Annotated in this window: 20 protein-coding genes and 2 pseudogenes; 11 read left to right on the top strand and 11 right to left on the bottom strand. The window is 69.3% G+C overall.

Going from position 1 to position 25,882, the window contains the following annotated elements; genetic code table 11:
- Window positions 1-326 precede the first annotated feature (326 nt).
- Complete coding sequence (locus tag ASD69_RS08600; protein ID WP_082576370.1) at window positions 327-1,607, top strand: M12 family metallo-peptidase; 1,281 nt, start codon at window positions 327-329, stop codon at window positions 1,605-1,607.
- Window positions 1,608-1,703: 96 nt separating this feature from the next.
- Here the strand turns inward: ASD69_RS08600 and speE are convergent, their stop codons facing one another.
- Window positions 1,704-2,573 (bottom strand): polyamine aminopropyltransferase, encoded by an 870-nt coding sequence (gene speE / locus ASD69_RS08595; protein WP_056176832.1) that lies wholly within the window; start codon window positions 2,571-2,573, stop codon window positions 1,704-1,706.
- Window positions 2,574-2,759: 186 nt separating this feature from the next.
- Here speE and ASD69_RS08590 point away from each other — a divergent pair, with 186 nt between their 5' ends.
- The 4 genes from ASD69_RS08590 (at window position 2,760) to ASD69_RS08575 (ending at window position 7,783) form a co-directional block, all read left to right on the top strand.
- Window positions 2,760-4,616 carry a M48 family metallopeptidase gene (locus tag ASD69_RS08590; protein ID WP_056176829.1) on the top strand — a complete coding sequence of 619 codons (1,857 nt, stop codon included), beginning with the start codon at window positions 2,760-2,762 and terminating at the stop codon, window positions 4,614-4,616.
- Window positions 4,617-4,732: 116 nt separating this feature from the next.
- Window positions 4,733-6,622, top strand: a complete 1,890-nt coding sequence (speA, locus tag ASD69_RS08585) for an arginine decarboxylase (protein ID WP_056176826.1) — start codon at window positions 4,733-4,735, stop codon at window positions 6,620-6,622.
- 19 nt (window positions 6,623-6,641) lie between these two features.
- A complete protein-coding gene (locus tag ASD69_RS08580) occupies window positions 6,642-6,893 on the top strand; it encodes a YciI family protein (RefSeq protein WP_056176823.1) in 252 nt (83 codons plus the stop codon).
- Window positions 6,894-6,919: 26 nt separating this feature from the next.
- Window positions 6,920-7,783 (top strand): NAD(P)-dependent oxidoreductase, encoded by an 864-nt coding sequence (locus ASD69_RS08575; RefSeq protein WP_056176820.1) that lies wholly within the window; start codon window positions 6,920-6,922, stop codon window positions 7,781-7,783.
- Window positions 7,784-7,833: 50 nt separating this feature from the next.
- On the opposite strand, the gene ASD69_RS08570 is transcribed toward ASD69_RS08575, so the two are convergent.
- The 4 genes from ASD69_RS08570 to radC all read right to left on the bottom strand — a co-directional run bounded on the left by ASD69_RS08570 (window position 7,834) and on the right by radC (window position 12,281).
- Window positions 7,834-8,250 carry a hypothetical protein gene (locus ASD69_RS08570; RefSeq protein ID WP_157489599.1) on the bottom strand — a complete coding sequence of 139 codons (417 nt, stop codon included), beginning with the start codon at window positions 8,248-8,250 and terminating at the stop codon, window positions 7,834-7,836.
- A gap of 684 nt (window positions 8,251-8,934) precedes the next feature.
- On the bottom strand, window positions 8,935-9,774 hold the full coding sequence (locus tag ASD69_RS08565; protein ID WP_056176815.1) for an SPOR domain-containing protein: 840 nt from the start codon (window positions 9,772-9,774) through the stop codon (window positions 8,935-8,937).
- The gene (gene argS, locus ASD69_RS08560) at window positions 9,775-11,463 is read right to left on the bottom strand and encodes an arginine--tRNA ligase (RefSeq protein WP_056176812.1); all 1,689 of its coding nucleotides are present in this window, start codon (window positions 11,461-11,463) and stop codon (window positions 9,775-9,777) included. It abuts the gene before it with no gap.
- Between the two features lie 143 nt (window positions 11,464-11,606).
- On the bottom strand, window positions 11,607-12,281 hold the full coding sequence (radC, locus tag ASD69_RS08555) for a DNA repair protein RadC (protein ID WP_056176807.1): 675 nt from the start codon (window positions 12,279-12,281) through the stop codon (window positions 11,607-11,609).
- Between the two features lie 149 nt (window positions 12,282-12,430).
- On the opposite strand from radC, the pseudogene coaBC reads away from it, so the two are divergent.
- From coaBC to ASD69_RS08540, 3 genes and pseudogenes are all read left to right on the top strand, one after another.
- Window positions 12,431-13,650: pseudogene (coaBC, locus tag ASD69_RS08550) on the top strand (bifunctional phosphopantothenoylcysteine decarboxylase/phosphopantothenate--cysteine ligase CoaBC).
- The gene (dut, locus tag ASD69_RS08545; protein ID WP_056176804.1) at window positions 13,647-14,105 is read left to right on the top strand and encodes a dUTP diphosphatase; all 459 of its coding nucleotides are present in this window, start codon (window positions 13,647-13,649) and stop codon (window positions 14,103-14,105) included. Before coaBC ends, dut begins: the two are co-directional and overlap by 4 nt.
- A gap of 16 nt (window positions 14,106-14,121) precedes the next feature.
- The gene (locus ASD69_RS08540; protein ID WP_235567189.1) at window positions 14,122-16,437 is read left to right on the top strand and encodes a phosphomannomutase/phosphoglucomutase; all 2,316 of its coding nucleotides are present in this window, start codon (window positions 14,122-14,124) and stop codon (window positions 16,435-16,437) included.
- Between the two features lie 104 nt (window positions 16,438-16,541).
- On the opposite strand, the gene ASD69_RS08535 is transcribed toward ASD69_RS08540, so the two are convergent.
- The 4 genes from ASD69_RS08535 to ASD69_RS08520 all read right to left on the bottom strand — a co-directional run bounded on the left by ASD69_RS08535 (window position 16,542) and on the right by ASD69_RS08520 (window position 20,409).
- Window positions 16,542-18,272, bottom strand: coding sequence for a cellulase family glycosylhydrolase (locus ASD69_RS08535; protein WP_056176800.1), 1,731 nt, complete (start codon window positions 18,270-18,272; stop codon window positions 16,542-16,544).
- A 123-nt stretch (window positions 18,273-18,395) separates the two neighbouring features.
- Window positions 18,396-19,049 carry a hypothetical protein gene (locus ASD69_RS08530; RefSeq protein WP_056176795.1) on the bottom strand — a complete coding sequence of 218 codons (654 nt, stop codon included), beginning with the start codon at window positions 19,047-19,049 and terminating at the stop codon, window positions 18,396-18,398.
- A gap of 149 nt (window positions 19,050-19,198) precedes the next feature.
- Window positions 19,199-19,861, bottom strand: a complete 663-nt coding sequence (pyrE, locus tag ASD69_RS08525) for an orotate phosphoribosyltransferase (protein ID WP_056176792.1) — start codon at window positions 19,859-19,861, stop codon at window positions 19,199-19,201.
- A gap of 26 nt (window positions 19,862-19,887) precedes the next feature.
- Complete coding sequence (locus ASD69_RS08520) at window positions 19,888-20,409, bottom strand: GNAT family N-acetyltransferase (RefSeq protein ID WP_157489597.1); 522 nt, start codon at window positions 20,407-20,409, stop codon at window positions 19,888-19,890.
- A 68-nt stretch (window positions 20,410-20,477) separates the two neighbouring features.
- On the opposite strand from ASD69_RS08520, the gene ASD69_RS08515 reads away from it, so the two are divergent.
- The 3 genes and pseudogenes from ASD69_RS08515 to ASD69_RS08505 all read left to right on the top strand — a co-directional run.
- Entirely contained in the window at window positions 20,478-21,251 is a 774-nt protein-coding gene (locus ASD69_RS08515; RefSeq protein WP_056176786.1) for an exodeoxyribonuclease III, read from the top strand.
- Window positions 21,252-21,288: 37 nt separating this feature from the next.
- On the top strand, window positions 21,289-22,857 hold the full coding sequence (locus ASD69_RS08510; protein WP_235567188.1) for an MFS transporter: 1,569 nt from the start codon (window positions 21,289-21,291) through the stop codon (window positions 22,855-22,857).
- 74 nt (window positions 22,858-22,931) lie between these two features.
- A pseudogene (locus ASD69_RS08505) lies at window positions 22,932-23,150 on the top strand (hypothetical protein); the annotation flags it as partial.
- A 122-nt stretch (window positions 23,151-23,272) separates the two neighbouring features.
- Here the strand turns inward: ASD69_RS08505 and ASD69_RS08500 are convergent.
- Both ASD69_RS08500 and ASD69_RS08495 read right to left on the bottom strand, forming a co-directional pair.
- The gene (locus ASD69_RS08500) at window positions 23,273-24,421 is read right to left on the bottom strand and encodes an anhydro-N-acetylmuramic acid kinase (protein WP_056176778.1); all 1,149 of its coding nucleotides are present in this window, start codon (window positions 24,419-24,421) and stop codon (window positions 23,273-23,275) included.
- An 8-nt stretch (window positions 24,422-24,429) separates the two neighbouring features.
- On the bottom strand, window positions 24,430-25,866 hold the full coding sequence (locus ASD69_RS08495; protein WP_056176775.1) for a peptidoglycan DD-metalloendopeptidase family protein: 1,437 nt from the start codon (window positions 25,864-25,866) through the stop codon (window positions 24,430-24,432).
- Window positions 25,867-25,882: the final 16 nt, after the last annotated feature.

The raw sequence follows: 25,882 nt of genomic DNA, 5'->3' as shown, positions 1-25,882 counted from the left end.
CATCGCCGCGGGCTTCGTTCTAGTGCGCTCATGCCGGGCGGGCAATCGCGCTAATCACTCACTTGCTACACATCTTGTGTGCCATCGATTTCTCGATGCCGGAATGTGTGATTCGCGTTGCATGTTCGAAACGCAAATGAGGGGTTTCCGATCTGTTGCAGATGCGGGGGCCGTGCCTAACTCGAATCCGTTCAAGGCGGTTCGATCGTGCCCTCACACGGCCGCGCTATCGCGGGCGGCGGTCGTCGATACGGCTATGAACGAGGCGGGCGGCCGCGGTCGCCCTCGATGCCCACACTCAATGCTGTGTTCAAGGAGAGATCCACATGCAGAAGGCTATTTTGGTAATGTCCATCGCCGGCTTGGTCGCCGCCACGGTCAATGTCGCCGATGCGCAGTCGGCGGCGGTACCGGAACTGTTCCAGGCCCATTCCGCCAAGGCCGCGGCCGCGGCGCCGGCGAGCGTCAACAACATGCTGCGCGACAAGACCGCGCTGTGGGCGGCCTCGGTGTCCGTCGACCGCAAGGCGCTGCTCGGTGCGCAGCGCGAGTTGAGCTTGAGCATGCCGGAAGGCGCGCGCCTGCGCATGCGCCTGGCGAAGTCGTATCGCACCGCCGAAGGCGACGTGGTCTGGTCGGGCGCCGACCGCTTGCTGCCCGGCGGCCAGTTGCAGCTCGGCGCCACGCCGCCGTCCACCGCTTTGTTCGTGGTACGCGGCGAGCGCGTGACCGGGCAGATCATCGCCGCCAGCGGCGAGGTGTACGAGGTGCTGACCTCGGAGGACGGCAAGCAGCAGTTCATGGTCAAGCGCGACCCGGCCAGCCTGGAGGGCGCGGACGATACCCCGGCCCGGGTCGATCTGGCGCCGCAGCAGGATCGCGGCCCTGGCGTTCGTCCGGCGGCCAACGCGCTGCTGGCCGACACCATCGTCCGCATCCTGCAGGTCTACACGCCGGAAGCCGTCACCGAGCTGGGCGGCCAGAACTCGGCCAACGATCGCGCGGCCTTCTTCATCGCCCAGTCGAACACGGCATTCGCCAACAACGCCTTGGCGCTGCGCTTCGAAAGCGCCGGCGTCCGCTTCACCTCGCAGGCGCAGTCCAGCGACGTGGCCGGTACGCTGGTGGCGCGCATCCGAAACACCAGCGACGGCTGGTTCGACACCTATGCGACCACCGAGCGCAACAACACCGCCGCGGACATCGTGGCGCTGGTCACCCGCGACGGTCTGAACAACGGCTCCGGTGGCGGCCTGTGCGGCCAGGCCGACGCGATCGGCGCAACCGCGAGCACCGCCTTCTTCGTGCAGAACCAATCCTGCAGCACCTACACCTTCGTGCACGAGGCGGCGCACTTGTTCGGCGCGCGTCACGACAACGATCCGAACACCACGCCGTTCTCCTACGGCCATGGCTACGTCAATAGCAGCGGCAACTTCCGCACCATCATGGCGGTGAACTCGAACCCGCAGCCGCGCATCGGCTACTTCTCCACGATCGACCAGACCTACACGGTGGGTGGCGTGGCGCGGGCGCTGGGCACCAGCACCCGCGACAACGAGCGGGTCATGCGCACGCGTGCGGCGACGATGGCGGCCTTCCGCTGAGGCCAGCGGAAACGAAGCGGCGGCCGTGAAGGCCGCCGTGCAGTCGCGTGTCGGGCGCGGCGCCGGGCATTCGCCTGGGCCGCGTCCGATGCCGGATCAGCCCTCGCCCAGGGCCGCGGCCACGAACGGCGGCAGGCTCTGCGCGCCGCGGTGGATGTCGGCGCTGTAGTACAGGGTGTCGAAGCCCTTGCCGCGCGCGTCGGCATCGCGGAAAGCGAAGCCGCCCCGCTCTTGGTCGGCGTGTTTGCGCGCCAGGGTGCAACTCCACCAGCCGGTGGGGTAGCACGGCTGCGGGAACGGCAGGGTCTGGAAGCTGGAGAAGCCGGCCTTGCCCATCTCGGCGCGCATTTCCTTGATCAGGTCCAGCAGGACCAGCGGCGATTCCGACTGCTGGACCAGGATGCCGTCGTCCTTGAGCGCGCGGAAGCAGCTTTCGTAGAACGCCTTGTTGAACAGGCCCTCGGCCGGGCCGACCGGGTCGGTGGAGTCGACGATGATGATGTCGACGCTGGCCGGCGCGCGGTTGGCCATGTAGGCGATGCCGTCGTCGAACAACAGCTGCGCGCGCGCGTCGCCGTTGCGCTCGCACAGTTCCGGGAACCACTTCTCGGCCATGCGCGTGACCTGCTCGTCGATATCGCACTGCACGGCTTCTTCCACGCCGGGGTGCTTGAGCACTTCGCGCAGGGTGCCGCAGTCGCCGCCGCCGATGATGACCACGTTCTTGGGCGCGGCGTGGGTGAACAGCGCCGGGTGCGACATCATCTCGTGATAGAGGAAGTTGTCGCGCGTGGTCAGCATCATCGCGCCGTCGATCAGCATGAGGTTGCCCCAGTCGGTGCTCTCGAAGATCTCGATCTTCTGGAACTGTGATTGGACCTCGTCGAGCTTGCGGGTGATGCGGTAGCCGATGGCCGAGCCGGCGCGCTCGAAGTTCTCGTAATGCCAGGTGTCGGAGCTGCTCATGCGGGTGATTCCAAAAGAAGTGGGGCGCGCCTGCCAAGGTAGCCGTCGCGGATGACGGCTGCGCTGCGCCACGACGTGCGGGCGCTGCGCCAGGGCGGGGGGCGGCATTGTAACGGACCGGGCGTGAGGCGCCCGGCCTGGCCTAAAATGGCCGCAGACACGGGGGCGGAGCAGGGGGCTGCAAGGATGGCATCGGTCGCGCGGTACCAGGGGCTGGTCGAGCGCCTGGAGCGGGAGGCGCAGCAGGCGCCGGGACGCTACAAGTTCAAGTTGGCCCTGTTGGCGGGCCTGGGGTTCGCGGTGCTGGGCGGCACGGTGCTGCTGGCGCTGGGCATGTCGCTCGGCCTGGTGCTGGCCTTGCTGGCGATCAGCCCGATCCTGCTGCTCAAGCTGTTGAAGGTGATCTGGATACCGGTCGCGTTCGGCTGGTTCGTGCTCAAGGCGCTGTGGGTGAAGTTCGAGCCGCCCACCGGCTACGTCCTGGGCCCGAACGAGGCGCCGGAGCTGCGCGCCGAGATCGAGCGCCTGCGCGCGCAGACCGGGGCGCCGCCGCTCAAGCAGATCCTGATCGATCCCAATCTCAACGCCGGCGCGGCCAGTGTGCCGCGCGCGCTGGGCCTGTTCGGGCATACCCATTACCTGGTGCTGGGCCTGCCGCTGATGCAGTTGCTCAGTCGCGAGCAGTTCGCCGCGGTGGTCGCCCACGAGTTCGGCCATTTCGGCGGCGGCCACGGCCGTTTCGCCGGCTGGATCTACCGGGTGCGCGCCAGTTGGAACCGGTTCCTGGGCGAGTTGTCGCAACGCCGTTCGCGCATGGGCGCGCTGTTCCTGCGCTTCTTCAATTGGTATGCGCCCTATTTCGACGCCTACAGCTTCGTGCTGGCGCGCGCGCAGGAGTACGACGCCGACGCCACCGCCGCGCGCGTGACCGGCGCGCCGACCATGGCCCAGGCCCTGCAGCGCGTGGGGCTGGGCAGCGTGCGCCTGCAACGCGATTTTTGGGCGGACGTGGAGCGCAGCGTCGAGACCCAGCCGCGGCCGCCGCAGGCGCTGTACCGCGACATGGCCGGCAGCTTCGCCGCGGTCGGCGCCGACGACGCGCCGATCCTGCAGGAGCTGCTGGACGAACAACCCGGTCTGGAGGACACCCACCCGACCCTGGCCCAGCGCTTGCAGGCCCTGGGCCAGTCGCCGGCCGCGGTGCCGGCGCCGGCGCAGTCGGCCGCCGAGGCCCTGCTGGGGCCGCTGTGTCAGACCCTGGAGGAGCGCTTCAGCCGCGAATGGCACGAGCACGTCGCCGAGACCTGGCAGCAGCGCCACCAGGCGCTGGGCCAGGACCATGCGCGCCTGGCCGAGCTGGAGGCGCGCGCCGACGCGCTGGCCGGCGCCGAGCTGGGCGAGTACGCCGTCCTGGTCGACCGCCTGCGCCCCGACGCCGACGCCGTGCCGCTGTATCGCGCCGCCCTGGCCGCGCGCCCGGACGATGCCCTGGTGCTGGCGCGCCTGGGCGCGCAATTGGTCGACCGCCAGGACGCGGAAGGCGTGGGCCTGCTGGAGCGCGCGATCGAGCTGGACCCGGACCTGACCGAGCAGGGCCTGCAGGTGCTGATGCAGCACCACCACCGCGCCGGCGACGAGGCTGCGTTCGAGGCCGCGGCGAAGCGGCTGCGCGCGCTATACCAGCGCCGCGACGGCGCCTTGCTCGCGCGCGAGGAGGTCGATCCCAAGAAGGACCGCCTGCTCGAGCACGGCCTGGATGCCGAGGCCCTGCGGATCGCCACGGTGGGCCTGCAGGCTTCGGGCAAGGTCAAGCAGGCCTGGATCGTGCGCAAGGAGATCGCGGGCGACGACAGCGGCATCCCGCACTACCTGGTGTTGCTGGCGCTGCGCGGCGTGGCCTGGACCGAGGGCGGGATGCTGCAGAAGGTGCTCGACGGCCTGGAGCTGCCCGGCAGCATCGTCGCCCTGCACGAATCCAGCCATCGCGCGCTGGCCAAGCGGATCAAGGCCATGCCGGGCACGCTGGTGTACACGCGGGCTTGAGGCCTGCGCGCCTGAGCCGCTGGCGGCGCCTCGCGGCCGTTCAGGCAGCGATGGCCGGGATCGAGGCATGGGGACGGTAGAATGCGCGTCCTCTCCGTCCCACTGGTGCCACGCCGATGTCCGACTGGTCGCTCGATCAGGCCCGCAAGACCTACTCGATCCCGCATTGGTCCGAAGGCTACTTCGACGTCGATACGGCCGGGCGGATCGTGGTGCGGCCGCACGGCGAGCGCGGGCCGGCGATTCCGCTGCCCGACGTGGTCGACGCCGCGCGCGCCAACGGCGCCAAGCTGCCGGTGCTGGTGCGCTTCCCCGACATCCTGGGCGACCGCCTGGGCAAGCTGCAGGCCGCCTTCGCCCAAGCCCAGGCCGAGTGGGACTATGCCGGCGGCTACACCGCGGTCTATCCGATCAAGGTCAACCAGCACCGCGGCGTGGCCGGCACCCTGGCCTCGCACCACGGCGAAGGCTTCGGCCTGGAAGCGGGCAGCAAGCCCGAGCTGATGGCGGTGCTGGCGCTGAGCCGACCCGGCGGCTTGATCGTGTGCAACGGCTACAAGGACCGCGAGTACATCCGCCTGGCCCTGATCGGCCGCAAGCTCGGGCTGGAGACCTACATCGTGGTCGAGAAGCCGTCCGAGCTGGCGCTGGTGATCGAGGAAGCCAAGGCCCTGGGCGTGCAGCCCGGCCTGGGCGTGCGCATGCGCCTGGCCTCGCTGGGCGCGGGCAAGTGGCAGAACAGCGGCGGCGACAAGGCCAAGTTCGGGCTGTCGCCGCGGCAGGTGCTGGACCTGTGGAAGAAGCTGCGCGACGCCGGCATGAGCGACTGCCTGCAGCTGCTGCATTTCCACATGGGCTCGCAGATCTCCAACGTGCGCGACATCGCCAACGGCATGCGCGAGGCCACGCGCTACTTCGTCGAGCTGTCCAAGCTGGGCGCCAAGGTGCGCTACATGGACGTCGGCGGCGGCCTGGGCATCGACTACGAAGGCACGCGTTCGCGCGGCTACTGCTCGATCAACTACGGCATCGGCCAGTACGCCAACAGCATCGTGCAGCCGCTGGCCGAGGCCTGCGTCGAGCACGGCCTGACCCCGCCGCGGGTGGTCACCGAATGCGGACGCGCGATGACCGCGCACCATGCGGTGCTGGTGGCCAACGTGTCGGAAGTCGAGGAGGCGCCGGAAGGCCGCATCCCCGATTCGCACGACGACGAGCCGGCGGTGGTGCGCCATCTGCGCGAGATCCACGACGAACTCGATCGGCGCCCGGCCGTGGAGTTGTTCCACGAGGCTCAGCACCACCATAGCGAAGGCTTGTCGCTGTACGCCCTGGGCCAGATCGATCTGACCCAGCGCGCGCGCATCGACGACTTGTTCTACGCGATCGCGCATGCGGTGCGGCAGCGCCTGAACTACGACGAGAAAAGCCATCGCGAGCTGTTGGACGAGCTTAACGACCGCCTGGTCGACAAGTACTTCGTCAACTTCTCCGTGTTCGAGTCGATTCCGGACGTGTGGGCGATCGACCAGGTGTTCCCGATCGTGCCGATCGAGCGCCTGGACGAAACGCCGGAGCGCCGCGGCATCCTCGCCGACATGACCTGCGACTCCGACGGCACGGTCAAGACCTACGTCGAGAACGAAGGCCTGGACACCTCGCTGCCGCTGCATCGCCTCAAGCATGGCGAAAGCTACCGGCTGGGTTTCTTCCTGGTCGGCGCCTATCAGGAGATCCTGGGCGACATCCATAACTTGTTCGGCGATACCGACGCGATGGAAGTGCGCGTCGACGGCGACGGCTACCGGATCGCCCAGCAGCGCCGCGGCGACACCACCGACGTGATGCTGGATTACGTGGGCTACCAGTTGTCCGACCTGCGCCAGGCCTACCGCGACAAGGTCGCCGCGGCCGGGTTGTCGGACGAGGAGTCCGAGCGTCTGAACGAGGCGCTGGAAACCGGCTTGACCGGTTACACCTATCTCAGCGACGCGCCGCTGGCGTGACGACGGCGGGAGCGCGGACATGAAGCAGTATCTGGTGTTGGCGATGCGTGGGCCTAGCTTCGATGCGGGCGCGATCGAGCCGCACCGCGAGTTCATCGCCGCGCTGCGCGCGCAAGGCCGGCTGGAGCGCTCGGGCGCGTTCTCGGACAAGAGCGGCGGCGCCTACGTGCTGCTGGCGCCGGACCTGGACGCGGCGACCGCGCTAGCGCATACCGATCCGCTGCACCTGACCGGTGCGTCGCGGCTCACGATTTACGAATGGCAGGTCTGAACACCCTCACGGGACGGAAGGTTGAAATGAAAGTCGGATTCATAGGCCTGGGCGCGATGGGCGCGCCGATGGCGCGTTACGTGCACAACCGTGGGCTGCTGACCGCGGTCGGCAATCGTACCCAGGCCAAGGCCGACGCATTGGCGGCGGAGTTGGACGTGCGCGCGGCACGCTCGGCGGCCAACTTCGCCGATTGCGACGTGGTCACCCTGTGCGTATCGCTGGACGCGGACGTGCTGGAGAACGTGGCCGCGTTGGCCGAAGTGCTCAAGGCCGGTGCGATCGTGGTCGACCATTCGACGGTGGCGGTGGAAACCGCGCGTCGCTGCGCGGCGATGCTGGCCACGCACAACATCGGTTTCATCGACGCGCCGGTGTCCGGCGGCGTCGAAGGCGCGCGCAACGGCAAGCTGTCGGTGATGGCCGGCGGCGACGCCGAGGTGTTGGAGCGCGCGCGCCCGGCGATCGAGGCCTATGCCGCGCGCATCAGCCACATGGGCGGCACCGGCGCGGGTCAGGCCACCAAGGCGGTCAACCAGGTATTGGTCGCGGGCATCAACGAGGCGGTCTGCGAAGGCCTGGCGCTGGGCGAGAAGCTGGGCCTGGACCCGGAGCGCCTGCTGCCGACCCTGCTGGCCGGCGCGGCCAACAACTGGTTCCTCGACAAGCGCGGCGCGACCATGCTGCGCGACGAGTTCGCGCCCGGCTTCAAGTGCGCGCACATGCTCAAGGACCTGCGCATCGTGCAAGGCATCGCGCGCGACAGCGGCATCCGCACCACCGTCATCGACCAGGCCCTGGCCGACTACGCCGAGCTGATCGAACGCGGAATGGGCGAGTCCGACACTTCGGCGCTGATCGCGATCAAGCGCGGCGGATCGCACGGCTAAACCGGTCGCGCGCGTTGCGCCGACTCCCACAGGAGGCAGCGGCGCCACGCTCAGGACGCAGCGGCCTTGGTGCGCCGATTGGCCAGGGTCTCACCGATCGTGGCGCCCAGCCAGGCCGCCAACAGACTCAGCACGATCGCCGCGCCGTTGTACTTCAGCATCGCCGGCAGCGAGGCCATCGGCGGCGGGCTGTCGGGGGCGATCATCGCCACCAGCACGGTCAGGATCGACAGCCACACGATCAACACCATCAGCACCGCGACCGCACGGAATTTGCGCCGCGCGATCGCGCCGCCCACCGTCATCGCCAGCAGCACCATCAAGACGTCGCCGACCGGCACCCGGCCCAGAGGCGTGTGCAGGATCTGTCCGCCTTCGCTGTTGGCACCGGCCAATTGCGCGGCCAGACCGCCCAGCAGCAGCACCGACAGTGCGGCGATGCAGCCCAAAAGTACGCGTTTGTCCATGCTTCACCCTGCCAGGAACCGGGCGAGTCTACCTCGGCTGCATGCAAGGCAAAGCGCGCGCTGTTCGGGCTGTGACCGCGCTCGCGCTTGCCGACGGGTCGGTGGCCTGCGCGTGCGTTTTTCCGAGTCGTCGCGGTGGGCGGGTCGGAGTGCGTGTGGGGAGGCTGCGGCGGTCAAGAGCAAATCACCCTCGGTCCCCCCTTTTTCAAAGGGGGAAGACAAGCAGGGGCGGCGGAGCGGGTGTCGGTCGCAGCTACTGCGCGTGCGTTTTTCCGAGTCGTCGTGGTGGGTGGGTTGGAGTGCGTGCGGGGAGGCTGCGGCGGTCAAGAGCAAATCCCTCTCGATCCCCCTTTTTCAAAGGGGGAAGACAAGCAGGGGCGGCGGAGCGGGTGTCGGTCGCAGCTACTGCGCGTGCGTTTTTCCGAGTCGTCGCGGTAGGCGGGCCGGAGTGCGTGTGGGGAGGCTGCGGCGGTCAAGAGCAAATCCCTCTCGATCCCCCTTTTTCAAAGGGGGAGGACAAGCAGGGGAAGACAAGCCGGGGCGGGCGGCGCGGTCGTCGGTCGCAGCTACGCGACGATGCGGTTCGCCTTTGGCTCACCGCATCCTAAGAGGCAGAGGTGTCGTCCCCGCGTGGGCGGGACGAGAGGCCGATTCGGCCGCGCTTGGGCGGCCGGCCGATTCGGCTTACTTGACCTTGATGGCCATGCCCGGCAGGCCGCCACTGGCGAGCTTGCGCTTGGCTTCGGCCAGATCGCTGGCGGTGCCGTAAGGCCCCATGCGCACGCGGTACACGGTCTTGCCGCTGATCTGCGCCGATTCCACGCGTGCGCCCAGGCCCAGCAGGGCGATCTTGGCCTTCATTTCCTCGGCCTGGCCGGAGGCCTGGAAGGCGCCGGCCTGAAGCAGATAGCGCGTGCCGTCGTCGACCGCCGGGGCCGCGCTGGCGGTGGCGGTGGCCGCGGCCGGCGTCGTGGCGGCCGCGGCGTTGTTGGCGGCCGGCGCGCTGGTGCCGGCATCGACCGGCTTGGGCAGCGCGGCGCTGGCGTTGTTGGCGGCAGTGGCGTTGGCCGGCGTGACGGCCGTGGCCGGCGCCGTGCCGTTCTGCGCGGCAGCGGCGGCCTGCGCGGCCTGCTTTTGCTGCTGGGCCAAGCGCGCGGCTTCGGCGCGCTCGGTCGCGGCCAGCTCGGCGTCGGTCAGCGGCACTTCCTTGCCCGGCAGCAGGGTGTAGAAGTCGTATTCGGGGCCTTGCTTGGGCGCGTCGGCGGCGGGCTTGGCCTGGGCCGGACCGGCGTCGTTGTCGGGCGCGACGGTCTCGTCCTCGGCCACCGCGACCGGTGCGGGCTGGGCGTCGGGATTGGGCTTGGGTCGGAAGAAACCGTCGCCGTCGGACTTCAGGAATTTCGGCGCCGACAGGATCAGCACCACGCCCAACAGGACGCCCATGACGCCCCAGGCCCAGCCGGGCAGGCCGCCGCCGTTGCCCTGGTTGCGCTTCGCTTGCGATTTGCCACGTCGTGCTGCCACTTACATCACCTCGGGGGCGCTGACGCCCAACAGATCCAGACCGTTCGCCAGCACCTGGCGCGTCGCCGTCGCCAGCGCCAGGCGCGCGTTGCGCACGGCGTCGTCGTCGACCAGGAACTGGTGGTCGTTGTAATACGTCTGGAAGGTCTGCGCCAATTCCAGCAGATAGACCGCGATCTGGTGCGGCTCGAGGTCGCGCCCGGCCGCGGCCACCACATCGGGGTAGCGCAACAGGGTCGTCACCAGTTCGTGCGCGGCCTCGTCGTCCAGATCCAGCGGCTGAGCCAGGCCCTGCGTCAGGTCGAAGGACAAGCCGCGCTCCTTGAGCTGGCGCATCAGGCCGCACATGCGCGCATGCGAGACCTGCACGTAGTAGACCGGGTTGTCCATCGACTGCGAGCGCGCCAGGTCGATGTCGAAGGTCAGCTGCGAATCGGGCTTGCGCGCGATCAGGAACCAGCGCACCGCGTCGCAGCCGGCCTCGTCGATGAGATCGCGCAAGGTCAGGTAGCTGCCGGCGCGTTTGGACAACTTCACTTCCTCGCCGCCGCGCATCACCGTGACCATCTGGTGCAGCACGTATTCGGGCCAGCCTTGCGGAATGCCAGCGTCCAGCGCCTGCAGGCCGGCGCGCACGCGCGCGAGCGAGCCGTGGTGATCGGCGCCCAGTTCGGTGATCGCGCGCTCGTAGCCGCGTTGCCACTTGCTGAGGTGATAGGCGACGTCGGGCACGAAGTAGGTGTAGGTGCCGTCGGACTTGCGCATCACGCGGTCCTTGTCGTCGCCGAAGTCGGTGCTGCGCAGCCACAGCGCGCCGCCCTCTTCGTAGGTGTGACCGTGCGCGATCAGTTCGCGCACGGTCTCCTCGACCTTGTCGTCGGCGTACAGCGAGCTTTCCAGGAAGTACACGTCGAAGCCGACGCCATAGGCGGCGAGATCGCCGTTCTGCTCGCGGCGCAGGTAGGCCACCGCGAAACGGCGGATCGCGTCGAGGTTGTCGATGTCGCCGACGCCGATCACGGACTGGCCGTCGACTTCGACCGTGGCGCCGTCGAGATAGGCGCGGGCCACATCGGCGATGTAGTCGCCGCGGTAGCCGTCTTCCGGCCAGCCTGGCTCGCCCGGGGCGATGCCGCGCGCGCGCGCCTGGGTCGAGATCGCCAGGTTGTTGATCTGCACGCCGGCGTCGTTGTAGTAGAACTCGCGCGCCACGTTCCAGCCGTTGGCGGCGAGTACGCGCGCGATGCAGTCGCCGATCACCGCGGCGCGACCGTGGCCGACGTGCAGCGGACCGGTCGGGTTGGCCGAGACGTACTCGACGCCGGCGCGATGGCCGGCGCCGCTGTCGTTGCGGCCGTAGTTCGCGCCGGCGGCCAGCGCTTCGCCCAGCAGGCGACGCCAGGCCGACTCGGCGACATGGAAGTTGATGAAGCCGGGGCCGGCGATCTCGACGCGGGCGATGTCGCCGTTGGCCGGCAGGGCATCGACCAGCTTCTGCGCGATCTCGCGCGGATTGGCACGCGCGGGCTTGGACAACAGCATCGCGGCGTTGGTCGAGAAGTCGCCTTGGGCGCGGGTCTTGGGACGTTCGATCACGAAATCGGGCGTCGCCAGCTCGGCCGGCAGGGTGCCGGCGGCGCGCAACGCATCGATGGCCTGCGCGACCAGCGCGCGGAGATGGGTTTTCACGGGGATTCTGCGGGGTGCTGCGGATCGGCCATTGTACGCGAGGGCGACCCCGCGGGCGGGCCGCGAACGCCGCCGCGACGCAGCTCGTCGCGCCGGCGCGAGGTTCGCGGCCGCGGCCCGCCGGCGCCGGCTGCGGCGCGGCCTCAGAGCATGCCGCGCGCCGCCATCGACACCGGCGGCCCGTCGGCGATCACGAAGTGGTCGAGCAGGCGGATATCGACCAGGTCCAGGGCGTGGCGCAGGCGCGCGGTCACGGCGCGGTCGGCGCCGCTGGGTTCGGGATTGCCGCTGGGGTGGTTGTGGCCGACGATCACCGCCGCGGCGTTGTGCGCCAGCGCGCGCCGGACCACCTCGCGCGGGTGCACCTCGGCGCCGTCGATGGTGCCGCGGAACAGCTCCTCGAACGCGATCGCGCGGTGGCTGGCGTCCAGGAACAGGGCCGCGAACACCTCGTGCGACAGCCCGCGCAGGCGCTGGGCGAAGTAGCGGCCGGCCGCACCGGGGTCGGCCAGGGCCTCGCCGCGCTCCAGCTGGGCCGACAGATGCCGGTTGGCCAGCTCCAGCACGGCCGCCAGGGTGCAGGCGCGTGCCGGGCCCAGGCCGGGCAGCTGCAGCAACTGGGTGGGGCTGCATTCGAGCAGGGCGCGCAGCGGGCCGTGCGCGTTCAGCAAGCCGCGCGCGGTGGCGACCGCGTCGTGGCCGCGCAGGCCCGAGCCGAGGAAGATCGCCAGCAGTTCGGCGTCCGAAAGCGAGCGGGCGCCTCGTGCCAGGAGTTTTTCGCGGGGCCGTTCCGCGCTGGGCCAGTCTTGGATACGCATGGCCGCAGCTTGCTCCGTAGCGTGATGCCTGCCGATCGGGCGTTACGGATGCATCGGGTAAGCTAGGGCCCCGTTCCGGCGTGGGAATTCCCTTACGGGCCGCCGCCCACGCCGGGGCCGCACCGCCGCACCAGGACATTCAGCCGAACATGGCACTAGACGCGCCACCCACCCTGCAAGGCCAGCACGTGCTGCTTTGCGTCTGCGGCGGCATCGCCGCCTACAAGGCCGCCGAGCTGGTGCGCCGCCTGCGCGATGCCGGCGCCGACGTGCGCGTGGCCATGACCGAGAACGCGACCCGCTTCGTCGGTACCGCGACCTTCCAGGCCCTGTCCGGCCAGCCGGTGCGTACCTCCTTGTGGGACGCGCAGGCGGAAGCCTCGATGGGCCATATCGAACTGGCGCGCTGGGCGCAGCGGGTGCTGATCGCGCCGGCCACCGCCGACATGATCGCCAAGCTCGCGCACGGCTTCGCCGACGACCTGATCACCACCCTGTGCCTGGCCACCGATGCGCCGCTGACGGTGGCGCCGGCGATGAACCACCGCATGTGGGCGCATCCGGCCACCCAGGCCAACGTCGCCACCCTGCGCGAACGCGGGGTGCGTCTGCTCGGGCCGATGGACGGCCCGATGGCCGAGCCCGAATCCGGCCCCGGCCGCCTGATGGAGCCCGACGACATCGTCGCCGCGCTAGCGCAGGTGACGGCATGAGCGCGGCCAGCCTGCAGGGCCTGCGCCTGCTGATCAGCGCCGGTCCGACCTACGAGGACATCGATCCGGTGCGTTTCATCGGCAACCGCAGCAGCGGCAAGATGGGCTTCGCGATCGCCGAGGCCGCGGCGCGGCGCGGCGCGCAGGTCAGTCTGATCGCCGGCCCGGTGTCGTTGCCCACCCCCGCCGGGGTCGCGCGCACCGACGTGCGTTCGGCTGCGCAGATGCGCGAGGCGGTGCTGGCGGGCCTGCCGGTCGACGCCTACGTCGGCGCCGCCGCAGTCGCCGACTACACCCCTGCGCAGGTCGCGCCGGGCAAGATCAAGAAGAACGAAGCGCGCTTCGCGCTGGAACTGGTGCGCACGCCCGACATCCTGGCCGAGGTCGCCGTGCATGCCGCGCGCCCGCGCCTGGTGGTGGGCTTCGCCGCCGAGACCGACGACGTCGAACGCTACGCGCGCGGCAAGCTGGAAAAGAAAAAGCTGGACCTGATCGCCGCCAATCGCGTCGGCGTGCCCGGCAGCGGCTTCGAGAGCGACGACAACGCCCTGACCGTGTACTGGACCGGCGGCGAACGCGCGCTCGGTCCCGCCCCCAAGACCCGGCTGGCCGACGAGCTGCTGGACCTGATCGCGCAACGCCTGCGGACCGCATGAACCACACTCTCGAACTCAAGATCCTCGACCCGCGCTTCGGCGACGAATGGCCGTTGCCGCAATACGCCACCGCCGCCAGCGCCGGCCTGGACCTGCGCGCGGCGCTGGATCAGTCGCTGGTGCTGCATCCGGGCGATACCGCGCTGGTGCCCTCGGGCCTGGCCATCCACCTTGGCGACCCGACCTTGTGCGCGGTGATCCTGCCGCGATCGGGCCTGGGTCACAAAAACGGGATCGTGCTGGGCAACGGCACCGGCCTGATCGACGCGGACTATCAGGGGCCTTTGCTGATCAGCGTGTGGAATCGCGGGCGCGAGGCTTTTACGATGCAGCCGGGGGATCGCATCGCGCAGTTGGTCGTGCTTCCGATCGTACGGGCGACGCTGCAGGTGGTCGACGAATTCGAATCCAGTGCGCGCGGGGCCGGCGGCTTCGGCCACACCGGCGTGCGCTGATCAAAGGGACGGGACGATGGTGGATCTGAAGATGGAACGGCCCAAGCTGTCGGCCGAGCAACTCAAACCGCTGCGCTCGGTCGCGATCGTGCTGTGCGCGCTGCTGGCGGCCTGGTTCGCCTGGAGCGGCTGGCAGCAGCATCGCGACAACGCGCGCCGCAGCGGGATCGAGCGCGCGCGCGACGCTGCGATCGAAGCGGCCAAGACCGGCCTGGCCGGCGAACTCAAGCGCCTGGACGAACGCCTGGCCTCGGCGCCGGTGCAGACCGCGCTGAGCGCGGGCGATCTGGCCGCGGCCGCGCGCGAACTCGCAAAAGACTGGCCTGGCGCCAGCGATGCGGTGGTCCTGCGCAGCGATCTGGCGGCCGAGTACGCCGCGCTGCCCAAGGGCGGCTACGGCCGTCTGGCCGCGATGGAAGCGGCGATCGCCAACGACAAGCCGGTGGCCTGGATCGCGCGCGACGGCGCCCAGCCCAGCCTGGCCCTGGCCGCGCCGGCGCGCGCCGGGCAGCAGGCGGTCGGCGTGGCCTTCCTGCGCCTGCCGCTGCAGCGTGTGAGCCAGGGCATCGAAGGCGCCTCGGTCTCCAGCGACAGCTACCTCGCCCTGCGCCAGGGCGGCTATAGCGTGATCGAGCGCGGCGACGCCTCGCTCGCCGACGGCGCCGAGGCGCTCGCGGCCAAGATTCCCGACAGCGACCTGCGCGTCGCCGCCGCCATTCCCGACATCGCCGGCGGCCCGCTGGGCCTGGGCGCGATCGGCTGCTTCGGCGCCGCCGCCATCCTGGCGCTGTTGGCGCTGCTGGCCTGGCGCGCGCCCAAGCTGCGCCGCGGCGCCGCGGTCGTCGCCGAAGAAGAAGGTCCGTCGCAGACCCTGTCCGAAGCGATGGAGCACCAGCCGGCGCCGCCGCCGATCGAACTGCCGGTCGACGTCAAATCGCCGCTGCCGACCAAGGCGGTCGCGATCGACCGCAGCATCTTCCGCGCCTACGACGTGCGCGGCATCGTCGGCAAAACCCTGGACGCCGGCGTCGCCGAGCTGATCGGCCACTCGGTCGGTTCGCTGATGCACGAGCAGGGCCTGACCGACATCGTGGTCGGCCGCGACGGCCGCCTGTCCGGCCCGGCCATGGTCGAAGGCCTGATCGCCGGCCTGCGCAAGGCCGGCCGCAACGTGATCGACATCGGCATGGCGCCGACGCCGGTGATCTACTTCGGCGCCTACCACCTGCGCGCCGGTTCCTGCATCTCGGTCACCGGCAGCCACAACCCGCCCGACTACAACGGCTTCAAGATCGTGGTCGGCGGCGAAACCCTGTCCGGCGACGCGATCACCGATCTGTACGCGCGCATCGCCGACGACCGCCTGCACCTGGGCGATCTGGGCTCGCTGTCCGAGCGCGACATCGGCGAGGACTACGTCCAGCGCATCGCCTCCGACGTGCAGATCGACCGCCCGCTCAAGGTCGTGGTCGACGCCGGCAACGGCGTGGCCGGCGACATCGGCCCGCGCGTGCTCACCGCGATCGGCGCCGAGGTCACGCCGCTGTACTGCGACATCGACGGCACCTTCCCCAACCACCATCCGGACCCGAGCGAGCCGCACAACCTGGCCGACCTGATCAAGATGGTGCAGCGCCTGGACGCCGACCTGGGCGTGGCCTTCGACGGCGACGGCGACCGCCTGGGCGTGGTCACCCGCGACGGCCAGAACATCTTCCCCGACCGCCTGCTGATGCTGTTCGCCGCCGACGTGCTGGAACGCAACCCCGGCGCGATGATCATCTACGACGTCAAGTGCACCGGCCGCCTGCCCGGCCAGATCCTGCGCCACGGCGGCAGCCCGCTGATGTGGAAGACCGGGCATTCGCTGATCAAGGCCAAGATGCGCGAGACCGACGCCGAGCTGGCCGGCGAGATGAGCGGCCACTTCTTCTTCAAGGAGCGCTGGTTCGGCTTCGACGACGGCATCTACGCCGCCGCGCGCCTGCTCGAAATTCTGGCCGCGCGTCCGCAAAGCGCCAGCGAAACCCTGTCCGCGCTGCCCGACGGCGTGTCCACGCCGGAGATCAAGGTCGACGCGCCCGACGGCGACCCGCACACCTTCGTCGACCGTTTCCTGCAGCAGGCCCAGTTCGAGGGCGCGCGCCTGTCGACCATCGACGGCCTGCGCGTGGACTACGCCGACGGCTGGGGCCTGGTGCGCGCCTCCAACACCACCCCGGTGCTGGTGCTGCGCTTCGACGCCGACTCGCGCGAATCGCTGGGCCGCATCCAGGCGGCGTTCCGTTCGCAGCTGCTGGCGGTGGACCCCACGCTCAACCTGCCGTTCTGATGAGGGGCGGCGTCAGCCGAGCCTGAAACGCAAAACGACCGGCCCAGGCCGGTCGTTTTGTTTGGGCGCGACGATACCGTCAGGCCGCTTGCGCCGACCGGCCCTCAGTCGGCGGCCACCGACACCGTATCGACGTCGAGAATGGCCGGCGCCGCGGCCGGCGTGCCGCCGATGGTCAGGATCACCCGCGCCGTTCCCGCCACCGTGGTCGTGCTGAGGCTGGCCGACGCGTTGGGAGGATCCAGCGCGTGCGCGCGCACCATGTAGTTGTTCCACGACCAGCCTGTCAGCGTCACCGCGGGCGCGGCATAGGTGGCCAATACATTCCAGTTGGCGTCGTACTGCACCAGCTTCATCTGCACCTGATCCAGATTGGAGCGCAGGTAGGCGTTGAAATGCAGGCGCTTGCCGGGGCCGATGTCGAAGGCGTCGGCCTGCATCCAGATCACACAGGTCGCGCAGGCCTGCTGCGCTTGCAGGCGCGCATAGTGATCGCGCGTCGCCGCCTCGCCGGTGTTCGCGCCGCCGGACACGAACAGCGACACGGGCGGCGCGTTGTTGGACGGCCCCCAGCTGCCCTTGTCCCACAGTTGCGGCAGTTGGCCGACCTGCGGCGCGTTCTCGAAATCGGCGTTCGGAATCAGGCCGCGCTGCTCGGCGAGGGCGCCGAGCACGTCCTTGGGGGCGTGGGGCGAGTAGCCATAGGCATAGACCTGATGGTCGGGATCGGTCGGAGCGAAATCGGCACGTTTGGGGGTGTTGTCCCACAGCATCCAATGCAGGTAGTAGGGGATACCCTTGGTTCCGGATCGGCCGATCAGATCCAGCTCGGTCGCTTGCTGTCTGGGCTCGTCCCAATAACGTTCGGGCGACAGCTCCGACGGCAGGCGCGGGCAATTTCCCGGGTAATTGGCGCTGTCGTCGGTAGGATCGTTTTGCGCGATGGCCGCACGCCCGAATTCCCCTAGCAATACGGTGGTGCCCGCGGCGAAACGGCTGCGGATGTGGTCGTACACATACTCGATGTCCCAGTGTAGTGGGCACCGATGCGAAGGCATCACCGGATAACTGTGGAAATCGACGTAGGCCAACGAGCCATTCAGTACCTGCAGCTGGCTGGGGATGCTGGGCCAGTGAGTTGGATCGACGTCCTTGCTAATCTCCAGTATCGAGATGCCGCGCTTGGTATCCGGAATCGTGCTCTCGGAGTAGATCGTGCGGAAGTAATAGTCGATATTCGCCGACCGAGAGTCGTACTCGTTCTGTATGTCGTAGTACAGAATCGAGTTGCGAGTCCTGCCTGCCAGGTCGACCATTCGGTCGATCCATTCCTTGGAGCGCATCACAAACCAAAAATAGCCGTCGGACTGAGCGTTGTAGCCCAGTGTTGGGTCCTCCCAGTTGTCGTATTGGCCGTTCTGGTGTCTGTACAGATAGGTATTCGAGAACGCGATTATGATCTTGAATCCGGCGCTCTCAATGAGGTCCAGCAGGTCGGGCAGGTGCTTGCAAGTATCCCGTGCCGTGACTGCGTTGATGCCTGGCTTGTAGCCGCTTGTTTCCATGTACAGGCTCAGCCGGAGCGTGTCCGCTCCCAGACTTTTCATCAGATCGAGGTCGGCAGCGATCTTCTGCTGCGCAACCGGCCAATTGGCATCCGTCAAATCCTCACAGCCTTTGTAGTCCTGCGGCCAATAGTTGAAGCCGAACCCAGGCGTGTCGTTGCCGGCGGCCATCGCCATCGGGCTGATGCAGGCCAGCAATAGCGCGGCTGCCAGGGCATGGCGACGCGAGCGGCGCCGGGGGCTCGTGGTCGAATCGATGCTGTGCGACATGGGCGACTCCTGACGCTCCGGTGGTCGCCAAATCCTAGGCCTCACGAGTCTCAATTGCCGCGCCAAAAACCAAACGGCCGGCATTGCGCCGGCCGTATGTGTATGCGATGTGGATCGAAGACGTCAGCCGCCCGCGCGCGCCGCCTCGGCGGCCTTCATGCTGTTGTAGCGCTGCAGCGCCGCGTTGAGATCCTCGTCGATCGTCGCGCGCTCGGCTTTCTGCTGGGCCAGGATGCTCTGCTGGCGCAGCAGTTCGGCGTGCTGGTTGCGGATGTTCTCGGACAGGCCGCTACCGACGGGCTTGCCGCTGAGTTCGTGCTCGCCGGCTTTGCGCAGCAGGCTGAGCAGACTCTGGCGGCGGCCTTCGACGCCCAACTGCGAGGCTTTCACGGTCTCGTCCATCACCGCGATGCGTTCCTGGAACGCGCGCCGCAGGTCGGCCTCGGTGGCGTAGGACTGGGCCATGGCGATGTCGCGGCGGGCCTTGGCCTCGTCGGCCATCGCGGCGATGCGCGCGGCCTCGGCCTGGGCGGCGGCGGCGGCACGCTCCTCGGCGGTCAGGGCGCGACCGACCTGGGCGGTGGCCAGGCCGCTCTTGGCGCTGAACTCGGTGCGCGCGCTGTCGACCGCGCTGGCGGGCAGGGCGTCGCCGCAGACCTTGCGGCCGTTTTCGTTCCAGCAGTAGAGCTTCTTCTTCGGCGCGTCCTGGGCGACCGCGACGGTGGCGGTCAGCGCCAGCAGCACGGCGCCGGTCAGCAGCGAGTGGATCTTGTTCATGTCGGCTCCCTGCCATCGCGATGCATGGGTCATGGGACAGAACTGACGCAAGAGTTGGGCCATATCAGCACCTCGCGCGTGCAACCGGCGTCACGATTTCATCAACGCATCCGGCCGGGCGGACCCGGCCAGACGCGCATCGGCGGGATTCAGGCGCCGGCGTGGCTGCCATAGCGCTCGCGGTAGTCGAGCAAACGCGCGCGCTGGGCGCCGAATTCGGCGCTTTCGCCGGTGAAGGCGAGCAGATCGGCCAGGCTGGCCACCGCGATCACCGGCAGGCCTTGTTCGATTGCGACAGTTTCTGCCGCCGAGCGTCGCGATGTGGCCGGGTCGACGGCTTCCTGGCGGTCCAGCGCGATCACGATGCCGGCCGCGCTGCCGCCGGCTTCGGCGATGATCGCCAGCGCTTCGCGGATCGCGGTGCCGGCGGTGATCACGTCGTCGACGATCAGCACCCGGCGCCCGGCCAGCGGCGAGCCGATCAGGCTGCCGCCCTCGCCATGGGTCTTGGCTTCCTTGCGGTTGAACGCCAGCGGCAGGTCGCGGCCGCGGCGGGCGTACTCGCAGGCCAGCGCGGTCGCCAGCGGGATGCCCTTGTAGGCCGGCCCGAACAGCAGGTCGAAGCCCAGGCCGTGCGCGTCGATGGCGTCGGCGTAGCACCCGGCCAGTTCGGCCAGCGCGGCGCCGGAGTCGAAGCGGCCGGCGTTGAAGAAATACGGGCTGCTGCGCCCCGATTTGAGGGTGAACTCGCCGAAACGCAGGGCGTCGGCGCGCAGGGCGAGCTGGAGGAAGCGGGTGCGGTGGTCGGTCATGGGGCGTGCTTGTGGGGGCGTTGGATTCAGTCGGTGACGGGCGGCTGCAGCCGGCGCAGCATCAGGTGCTGCGGGCCGGCGGCGCCGCCCAGGAACAGTTCGCCGGTGTCGACGAAGCCCGAGCGCCGGTAGGCGGCGATCGCGGCCAGGTTGCGGCAGTTGACCGTCAGCGCCAGCAGCCGGCGTTGCGGGTGGCGCTGGCGCAGGTCCTCGCAGCAGGCGTCCATGGCGCGCGCGCCGTAGCCGCGACCCTGGCGCTCGCGGTCGATCACCACCGCGCGCAAGCCCACGCTGGGCTCGTCGAAGGCGCGCCCGCCGACCGAGCCAGGACGGAAATCCAGGCGGTAGAAGCCGACCACCTCGTCGTCGGCCAGCACCGCCATGGCCTCGCTGTCGGGGTCGCGGCGGGTGTCGTCGAGGTTGAAGGCGGTGTCGCCGACGAACTGCAGTTGCTCGGGCGCCACCTGCAGCGCGCGCACCGCATCGGCCAGGCGGTCGTCGACGGGGACGACGCGGACGATCGCGGGCGCGGCAGGGGCTTGAGGCATGCCGGCATGATAGGCCACCGGCGCCCGGGCCATTGCTATGATCGCCCGCATCACGCTCGGGAGTGCGCATGCGCATCATCAGCTTCAACGCCAACGGCCTGCGATCGGCGGTCACCAAGGGTTTCTTCGACTGGTTCCGCACCCAGAACGCGGACGTGCTGTGCATCCAGGAAACCAAGGCCCAGGAGCACCAGCTCACCGGCCCGGCTTTTCTGCCCGAGGGTTACCGCGCCTATTTCCGCGACGCGATCACCAAGAAGGGCTACAGCGGCGTCGCCATCTATTCCAAGCGCGAGCCCGACGAGGTCCGCACCGCGATGGGTTGGGCGCCGTTCGACGACGAAGGCCGCTACATCGAGGCCCGTTACGGCAACCTCAGCGTGGTCTCGTTCTACATCCCGTCCGGTTCCTCGGGCGAGCTGCGCCAGGGCTTCAAGTTCGAGGTGATGGACTGGCTCAAGCCCAAGCTCGACGAATGGCTGCGCAGCGGCCGCGAGTACGTGCTGTGCGGTGACTGGAACATCGTGCGCAGCCGCCTGGACATCAAGAACTGGACCAGCAACCAGAAGAATTCCGGCTGCCTGCCGCCCGAGCGCGAATGGCTGAACGGCGTGTGCGCCGACGACGACGGCTGGGTCGACACCTACCGCGCGCTGCGCCCCGAGGGCCAGGACTACACCTGGTGGAGCAACCGCGGCGGCGCGCGCGGCAACGACGTGGGTTGGCGCATCGATTACCAGCTGGCCACGCCGGGCCTGCGCGAGCGCCTGCGCGCCTGCGCGATCCAGAAGGAACCGCGTTTCTCCGACCACGCGCCGTTCATCGTCGACTATGAGCTCTGAGGCCGCAGCGGCGAAGCCGCGCCCCGGCTGGCGGCAGGTGCTGAAAAGCCTGCGCGAGCCCAAGGTGCTGGCGATGCTGTTGTTGGGCTTCAGCTCGGGCATTCCGATCTACCTGGTCGGCAACACGCTCGGGTTCTGGATGCGCGAGAACGCGATCGAGCTGTCGACGATCGGCTTCCTGTCCTGGGTCGGCCTGGCCTATTCGCTGAAATTCCTGTGGGCGCCGCTGGTCGACAAGACCGACGCGCCGCTGTTCGGGCGCTGGCTCGGCCGTCGCCGCGGCTGGATGCTGCTGACCCAGATCGTCGCCAGTGCCGCGCTGCTGGGCATGGCCCTGGTCGAGCCGCACAAAGGGCAGCTGATGCTGGGCGGGGTGGCCCTGAACCACCTGCTGGTATTCGGGGTGCTGGCGCTGGTGGTGGCGTTCGCCTCGGCGACCCAGGACATCGTGATCGACGCCTGGCGCATCGAGAGCGCCGACAACAACGAGGAGCAGGGCCTGCTGACCGCCAGCGGCGCGCTGGGCTACCGCACCGCGCTGTTGGTCACCGATTCGCTGATCCTGATCCTGGCCGCGCGCGTGGGCTGGGCGGTGTCCTACGAGATCATGGCCCTGCTGTTGGGCGTGGGCATGGCCGCGGTGTTCCTGGCGCGCGAATCGACCCGCTCGGTCGCCCAGCCCGTGCTGGAGATCGTCGATCCCGAGCAGGCCAAGCTCGGTGTGTCGGACGCGATGGTGCTGCGCTGGGTCGCGGCGCTGGCGATCGGCGTGCTCGCGGTGGCGTACGAAGTCGCCAAACACAATTTCTGGGACGCCGCATGGGGCTATCAGGACGCCGCGTTCGCCGTCGGCGTGACCCTGGCGCTATGGCTGTTGATGCGCCGCCCCAAGGACGGCAGGCCGGTGCCCGAGGCGACCTGGACCCGGCCGTTGGTGGGGCCGCTGCTGCGTTTCTTCGACGCGGTGGTCGGGCCCTTGCTGATGTTCCTGCGCACCCACGGGCAGTGGGCGCTGCTGATGCTGCTGGCGATCAGCCTGTACCGGCTGCCCGACTTCGTGTTCGGGCCGATGGCCAACCCGTTCTACGCCGACCTGGGCCTGGCCAAGGAAACCGTCGGCGCGGTGCGCGGTTCGGTCGGCACCGTCGCCACCATCGTCGGCATCGCCGCCGCCGGCCTGAGCGCGATCCGCTTCGGTTTCGTGCCGACCCTGCTGGTGGGCGCGGTGTTAGGCCCCGGCTCCAATCTGGCCTACGCCTACCTGGCCATGCACGGCAGCGATCCGACCGTGTTCGCGATCGTCATGGCGATCGACAACTTCAGCAACGGCTACGCCGGCGTGGCCCTGGTGGGCTACATGTCCAGCCTGACCAGCGTCGGCTACACCGCCACCCAATACGCCCTGCTCAGTTCCTTCTATGCCATGCCCGGCAAATTCCTCAAGGGACTGTCCGGCGTCGCGGTGGAGCACCTGGAAACCGGGCGCACCCTGCTGGAAGCCTATTCGCTGTTCTTCATCGGCACCGCTCTGATCGGCATCCCGGCCTTGCTGCTGTGCCTGATACTGGTCATGCGGCGTCCGGTCGCGGCGCCGGCGGCGGCCTGAACATGAGCGACGGCGCTCACGATTCGCCGACGTTCATGCACAAAAGCGGGGGTTTGCTGAGGTAGAGTGCGGAAATGACCGATATCGTCCTGCACAACATCGATCCGGTGCTGGCCGAACGCATCCGCCGGGTCGCCGAGGCCCGCAACTGGGCCCCGGACCAGACCCTGATGCACCTGCTCGAGCACGGTCTGTTCGCCTGCGAGACCGAACTGGCCGCGCGCTTCAGCGATACCGACGCCAATGCCCTGCAGGCCGCGATCGCGGCCTTGGAAAGCGTGCCCAGCGATCCGGGGTATTCGCTGATCGGGCGTGCGCCGCGCCCGGTCGACGAGGGCGAGTGGGGCCACCGGGGCGTCAGCCAGATCGACGCCGACCTGCAGCAGCTGATCGACCAGGTCCCGGCCGGCAAGAATCAGGGCGGGTAAACCACCCCGAGCACGCGCGGGCCGCGCGCGCCGGTCACGCTGGGCACATTGCCGGGCAGCCCGGCCAGGGTCTGCCGCGCCAGCCAGGCGAAGGCCATGGCTTCGACGAAGTCCGGATCCAGCCCGTAGCCCGCGGTCGATTCGATCACCGTATTGGGCAGTTGCGCGCCGATCGCGCGCAGCAGCTGCGCATTGCGTACCCCGCCGCCGCAGACCAGCACCCGCCGGGTGTTGGGCTGCTGCGCGCGCAGGGCATCGGCGATGGTGATCGCGCTCAGTTCCAGCAGGGTCGCCTGCACGTCCTCGGGGCGCTCGCCGCCGCTCAGGCGCGAGCGCACCCAGTCGAGGTGGAAATGCTCGCGGCCGGTGCTCTTGGGCGGCGCCAGCGCGAACCAGGGCTCGTCCAGCAGGCGCGTCAGCAGCTCCGGGTCCAGCTCGCCCTGGGCCGCGTACTCGCCGTCGGCGTCGTAGGCGCCGCCGCGGTGCAGCAGGTGCCAGGCGTCCATCAGGCAGTTGGCCGGGCCGGTGTCGAACCCGCGCACCGGCCCGTGCGCCGGCAGCAGGGTGTAGTTGGCGATGCCGCCCAGATTCAGGACCGCGCGGTCCTCGTCGGACGAATGCAGCAGGGCCGCGTGGAAGGCCGGCACCAGCGGCGCGCCGTGGCCGCCGGCGGCGACGTCGCGGCGGCGGAAGTCCGCGACCGTGGCGATGCCGCAGCGCTCGGCGATGCCGTGGCCGTCGCCGAGCTGCCAGGTGAAGGGATGGCGGCCGTCGTAGTAGGCGCCCTCGGGACGATGGCGCACGGTCTGGCCGTGCGAGCCGATCGCGTTGATATCGGCCGCGCCGACCCCGGCCTCGGCCAACAGCGCCAGCGTCGCCTCGGCGAAGGCCTCGGCGATCTGCACGTCCAGGGTTCCCAGCTCTTCCAGCGACTGCGCGTCGCCGCCCTGGCCCAGCACCACCAGGCGCGCGCGCAGCGCGTCGGCCCAGGCGTATGTGCGCCCGAGCACGAGCTCGCAATGCGGCGATCGGTCAGCGTCGAAGCGGACCAGCGCGGCGTCGATGCCGTCGGCGCTGGTACCGGAGATCAAACCGACGAACAGCCCCGCGGCGGGGGCGTGGGCGGGTTCGGGCACTGCAGGCCTCAGGCCTTGGTCTTCTTCTTGGGCGCCAGCGCGCGCGACATCGGCGAGACCGTCGGAGTGGCGTCGGCGTAGATGATGTTCTCGACTTGGCGGATGCGCGCCAGCGCCACACCGGTCTGCGAGCGGAACTGCGCCAGCGGGGCGCCGCTCAGCGGCTCCGGCGGCGGCATCGTGATCGACAGCGGGTTGCGGTGCACGCCGTTGACGCGGAATTCGTAGTGCAGGTGCGGGCCGGTCGACATGCCGGTGCTGCCGACATAGCCGATCACTGTGCCCTGGGCGATGCGCTGGCCCGGCCGGATCTTGCCGATGCGCGACATGTGCCCGTACAGCGTGGTGTAGCCGCGGCCGTGGTCCAGCACCACCGCGTTGCCGTAGCCGCCCATCCAGCCGGCCGATTTCACCCGCGCGTCGCCGGCAGCCATGATCGGGGTGCCGCTGCCGGCCGCATAGTCCACACCCTTATGCATGCGCATGCGGCCCAGCACCGGGTGGCGGCGCGCGCCGAAGCCCGAGCTCAGGCGCGCGTATGGAATCGGCATGCGGATGAAGCTCTTTTTCAGCGGGCGGCCGTCGCCGGTGAAGTACTCGGCCTTGCCGTCGCGCTCGAAGCGGAAACCGGTGTGCAGTTTGCCGTCGCTGGTGAAGGTGGCCGCCAGCACCGGGCCGGTGTTGACCAGCTCGCCTTCGCGCCAGGTCTGTTCGACCACCACGCTGAAACGGTCGTTGGCGCCGACGTCTTCGTTGAAGTCGATGTCGTATTTGAAGATGTCGTCGGTGAGGGTGCGGATGTTGTTCGGGGTCAGGCCGACCTTGCGCGCCGAACGGAACAACGAAGAGCCGACCTTGCCGCTGAGCACCACGGTGCGGGTTTCGCTCGGGCGCGCGATCACCTTCTGGTAGATCTTGCCGCCGTCCAGCTTCAGTTCGACCTGATGGCTGTCGTCGCGGTCGTAGCGGAAGCTGCGCAGCGAGCCGTTGACCGGCATGTCGAAGGCCAGCTCGGTGCCCGGCTTCATCCGGGTCAGCGCCTGCTTGGCGCCGGGCTGGTCGAGAATCTGCTGCATGGTCGAGGACGGGATGTTCAACTGCTTGAACACCGCGCCCAGGGTCTGGCCGCGGTCGACGCGGATCAGCTGCCAGCTGTCGCCGATCTGGCCCTTCGCGCGCGCCATCGGCAGCGGCGGCAGGGCCAGCGCCAGCGACTGGCGCGCGGCGTGCAGCGGCTTGGCGTTGCTCGGGCTGAAGCCCGGCACGATCGCCAGCACCAGCATGCCCATGGTCGCGAACAGGCTGGCCTGCACCCACTGGCGGCGCGACCAACGACCATTGAATCCATCGGAAATATGACGTGCCAGCACCGGGCGGTGCAGAGCGGCTTCACGCAGTGCCTTCAGGCGTTCGCGCCGGTCCGTACCGGGTTCGGGTGCGGTCATAGATGGAATCCCCTGC

Origin of the sequence: Lysobacter sp. Root604, assembly GCF_001427505.1 — a bacterium.
GTDB lineage: Bacteria > Pseudomonadota > Gammaproteobacteria > Xanthomonadales > Xanthomonadaceae > Lysobacter.
The sequence above is the reverse complement of the archived record's forward strand: the minus strand, read 5'-3'. Positions and strand labels throughout refer to the sequence as shown.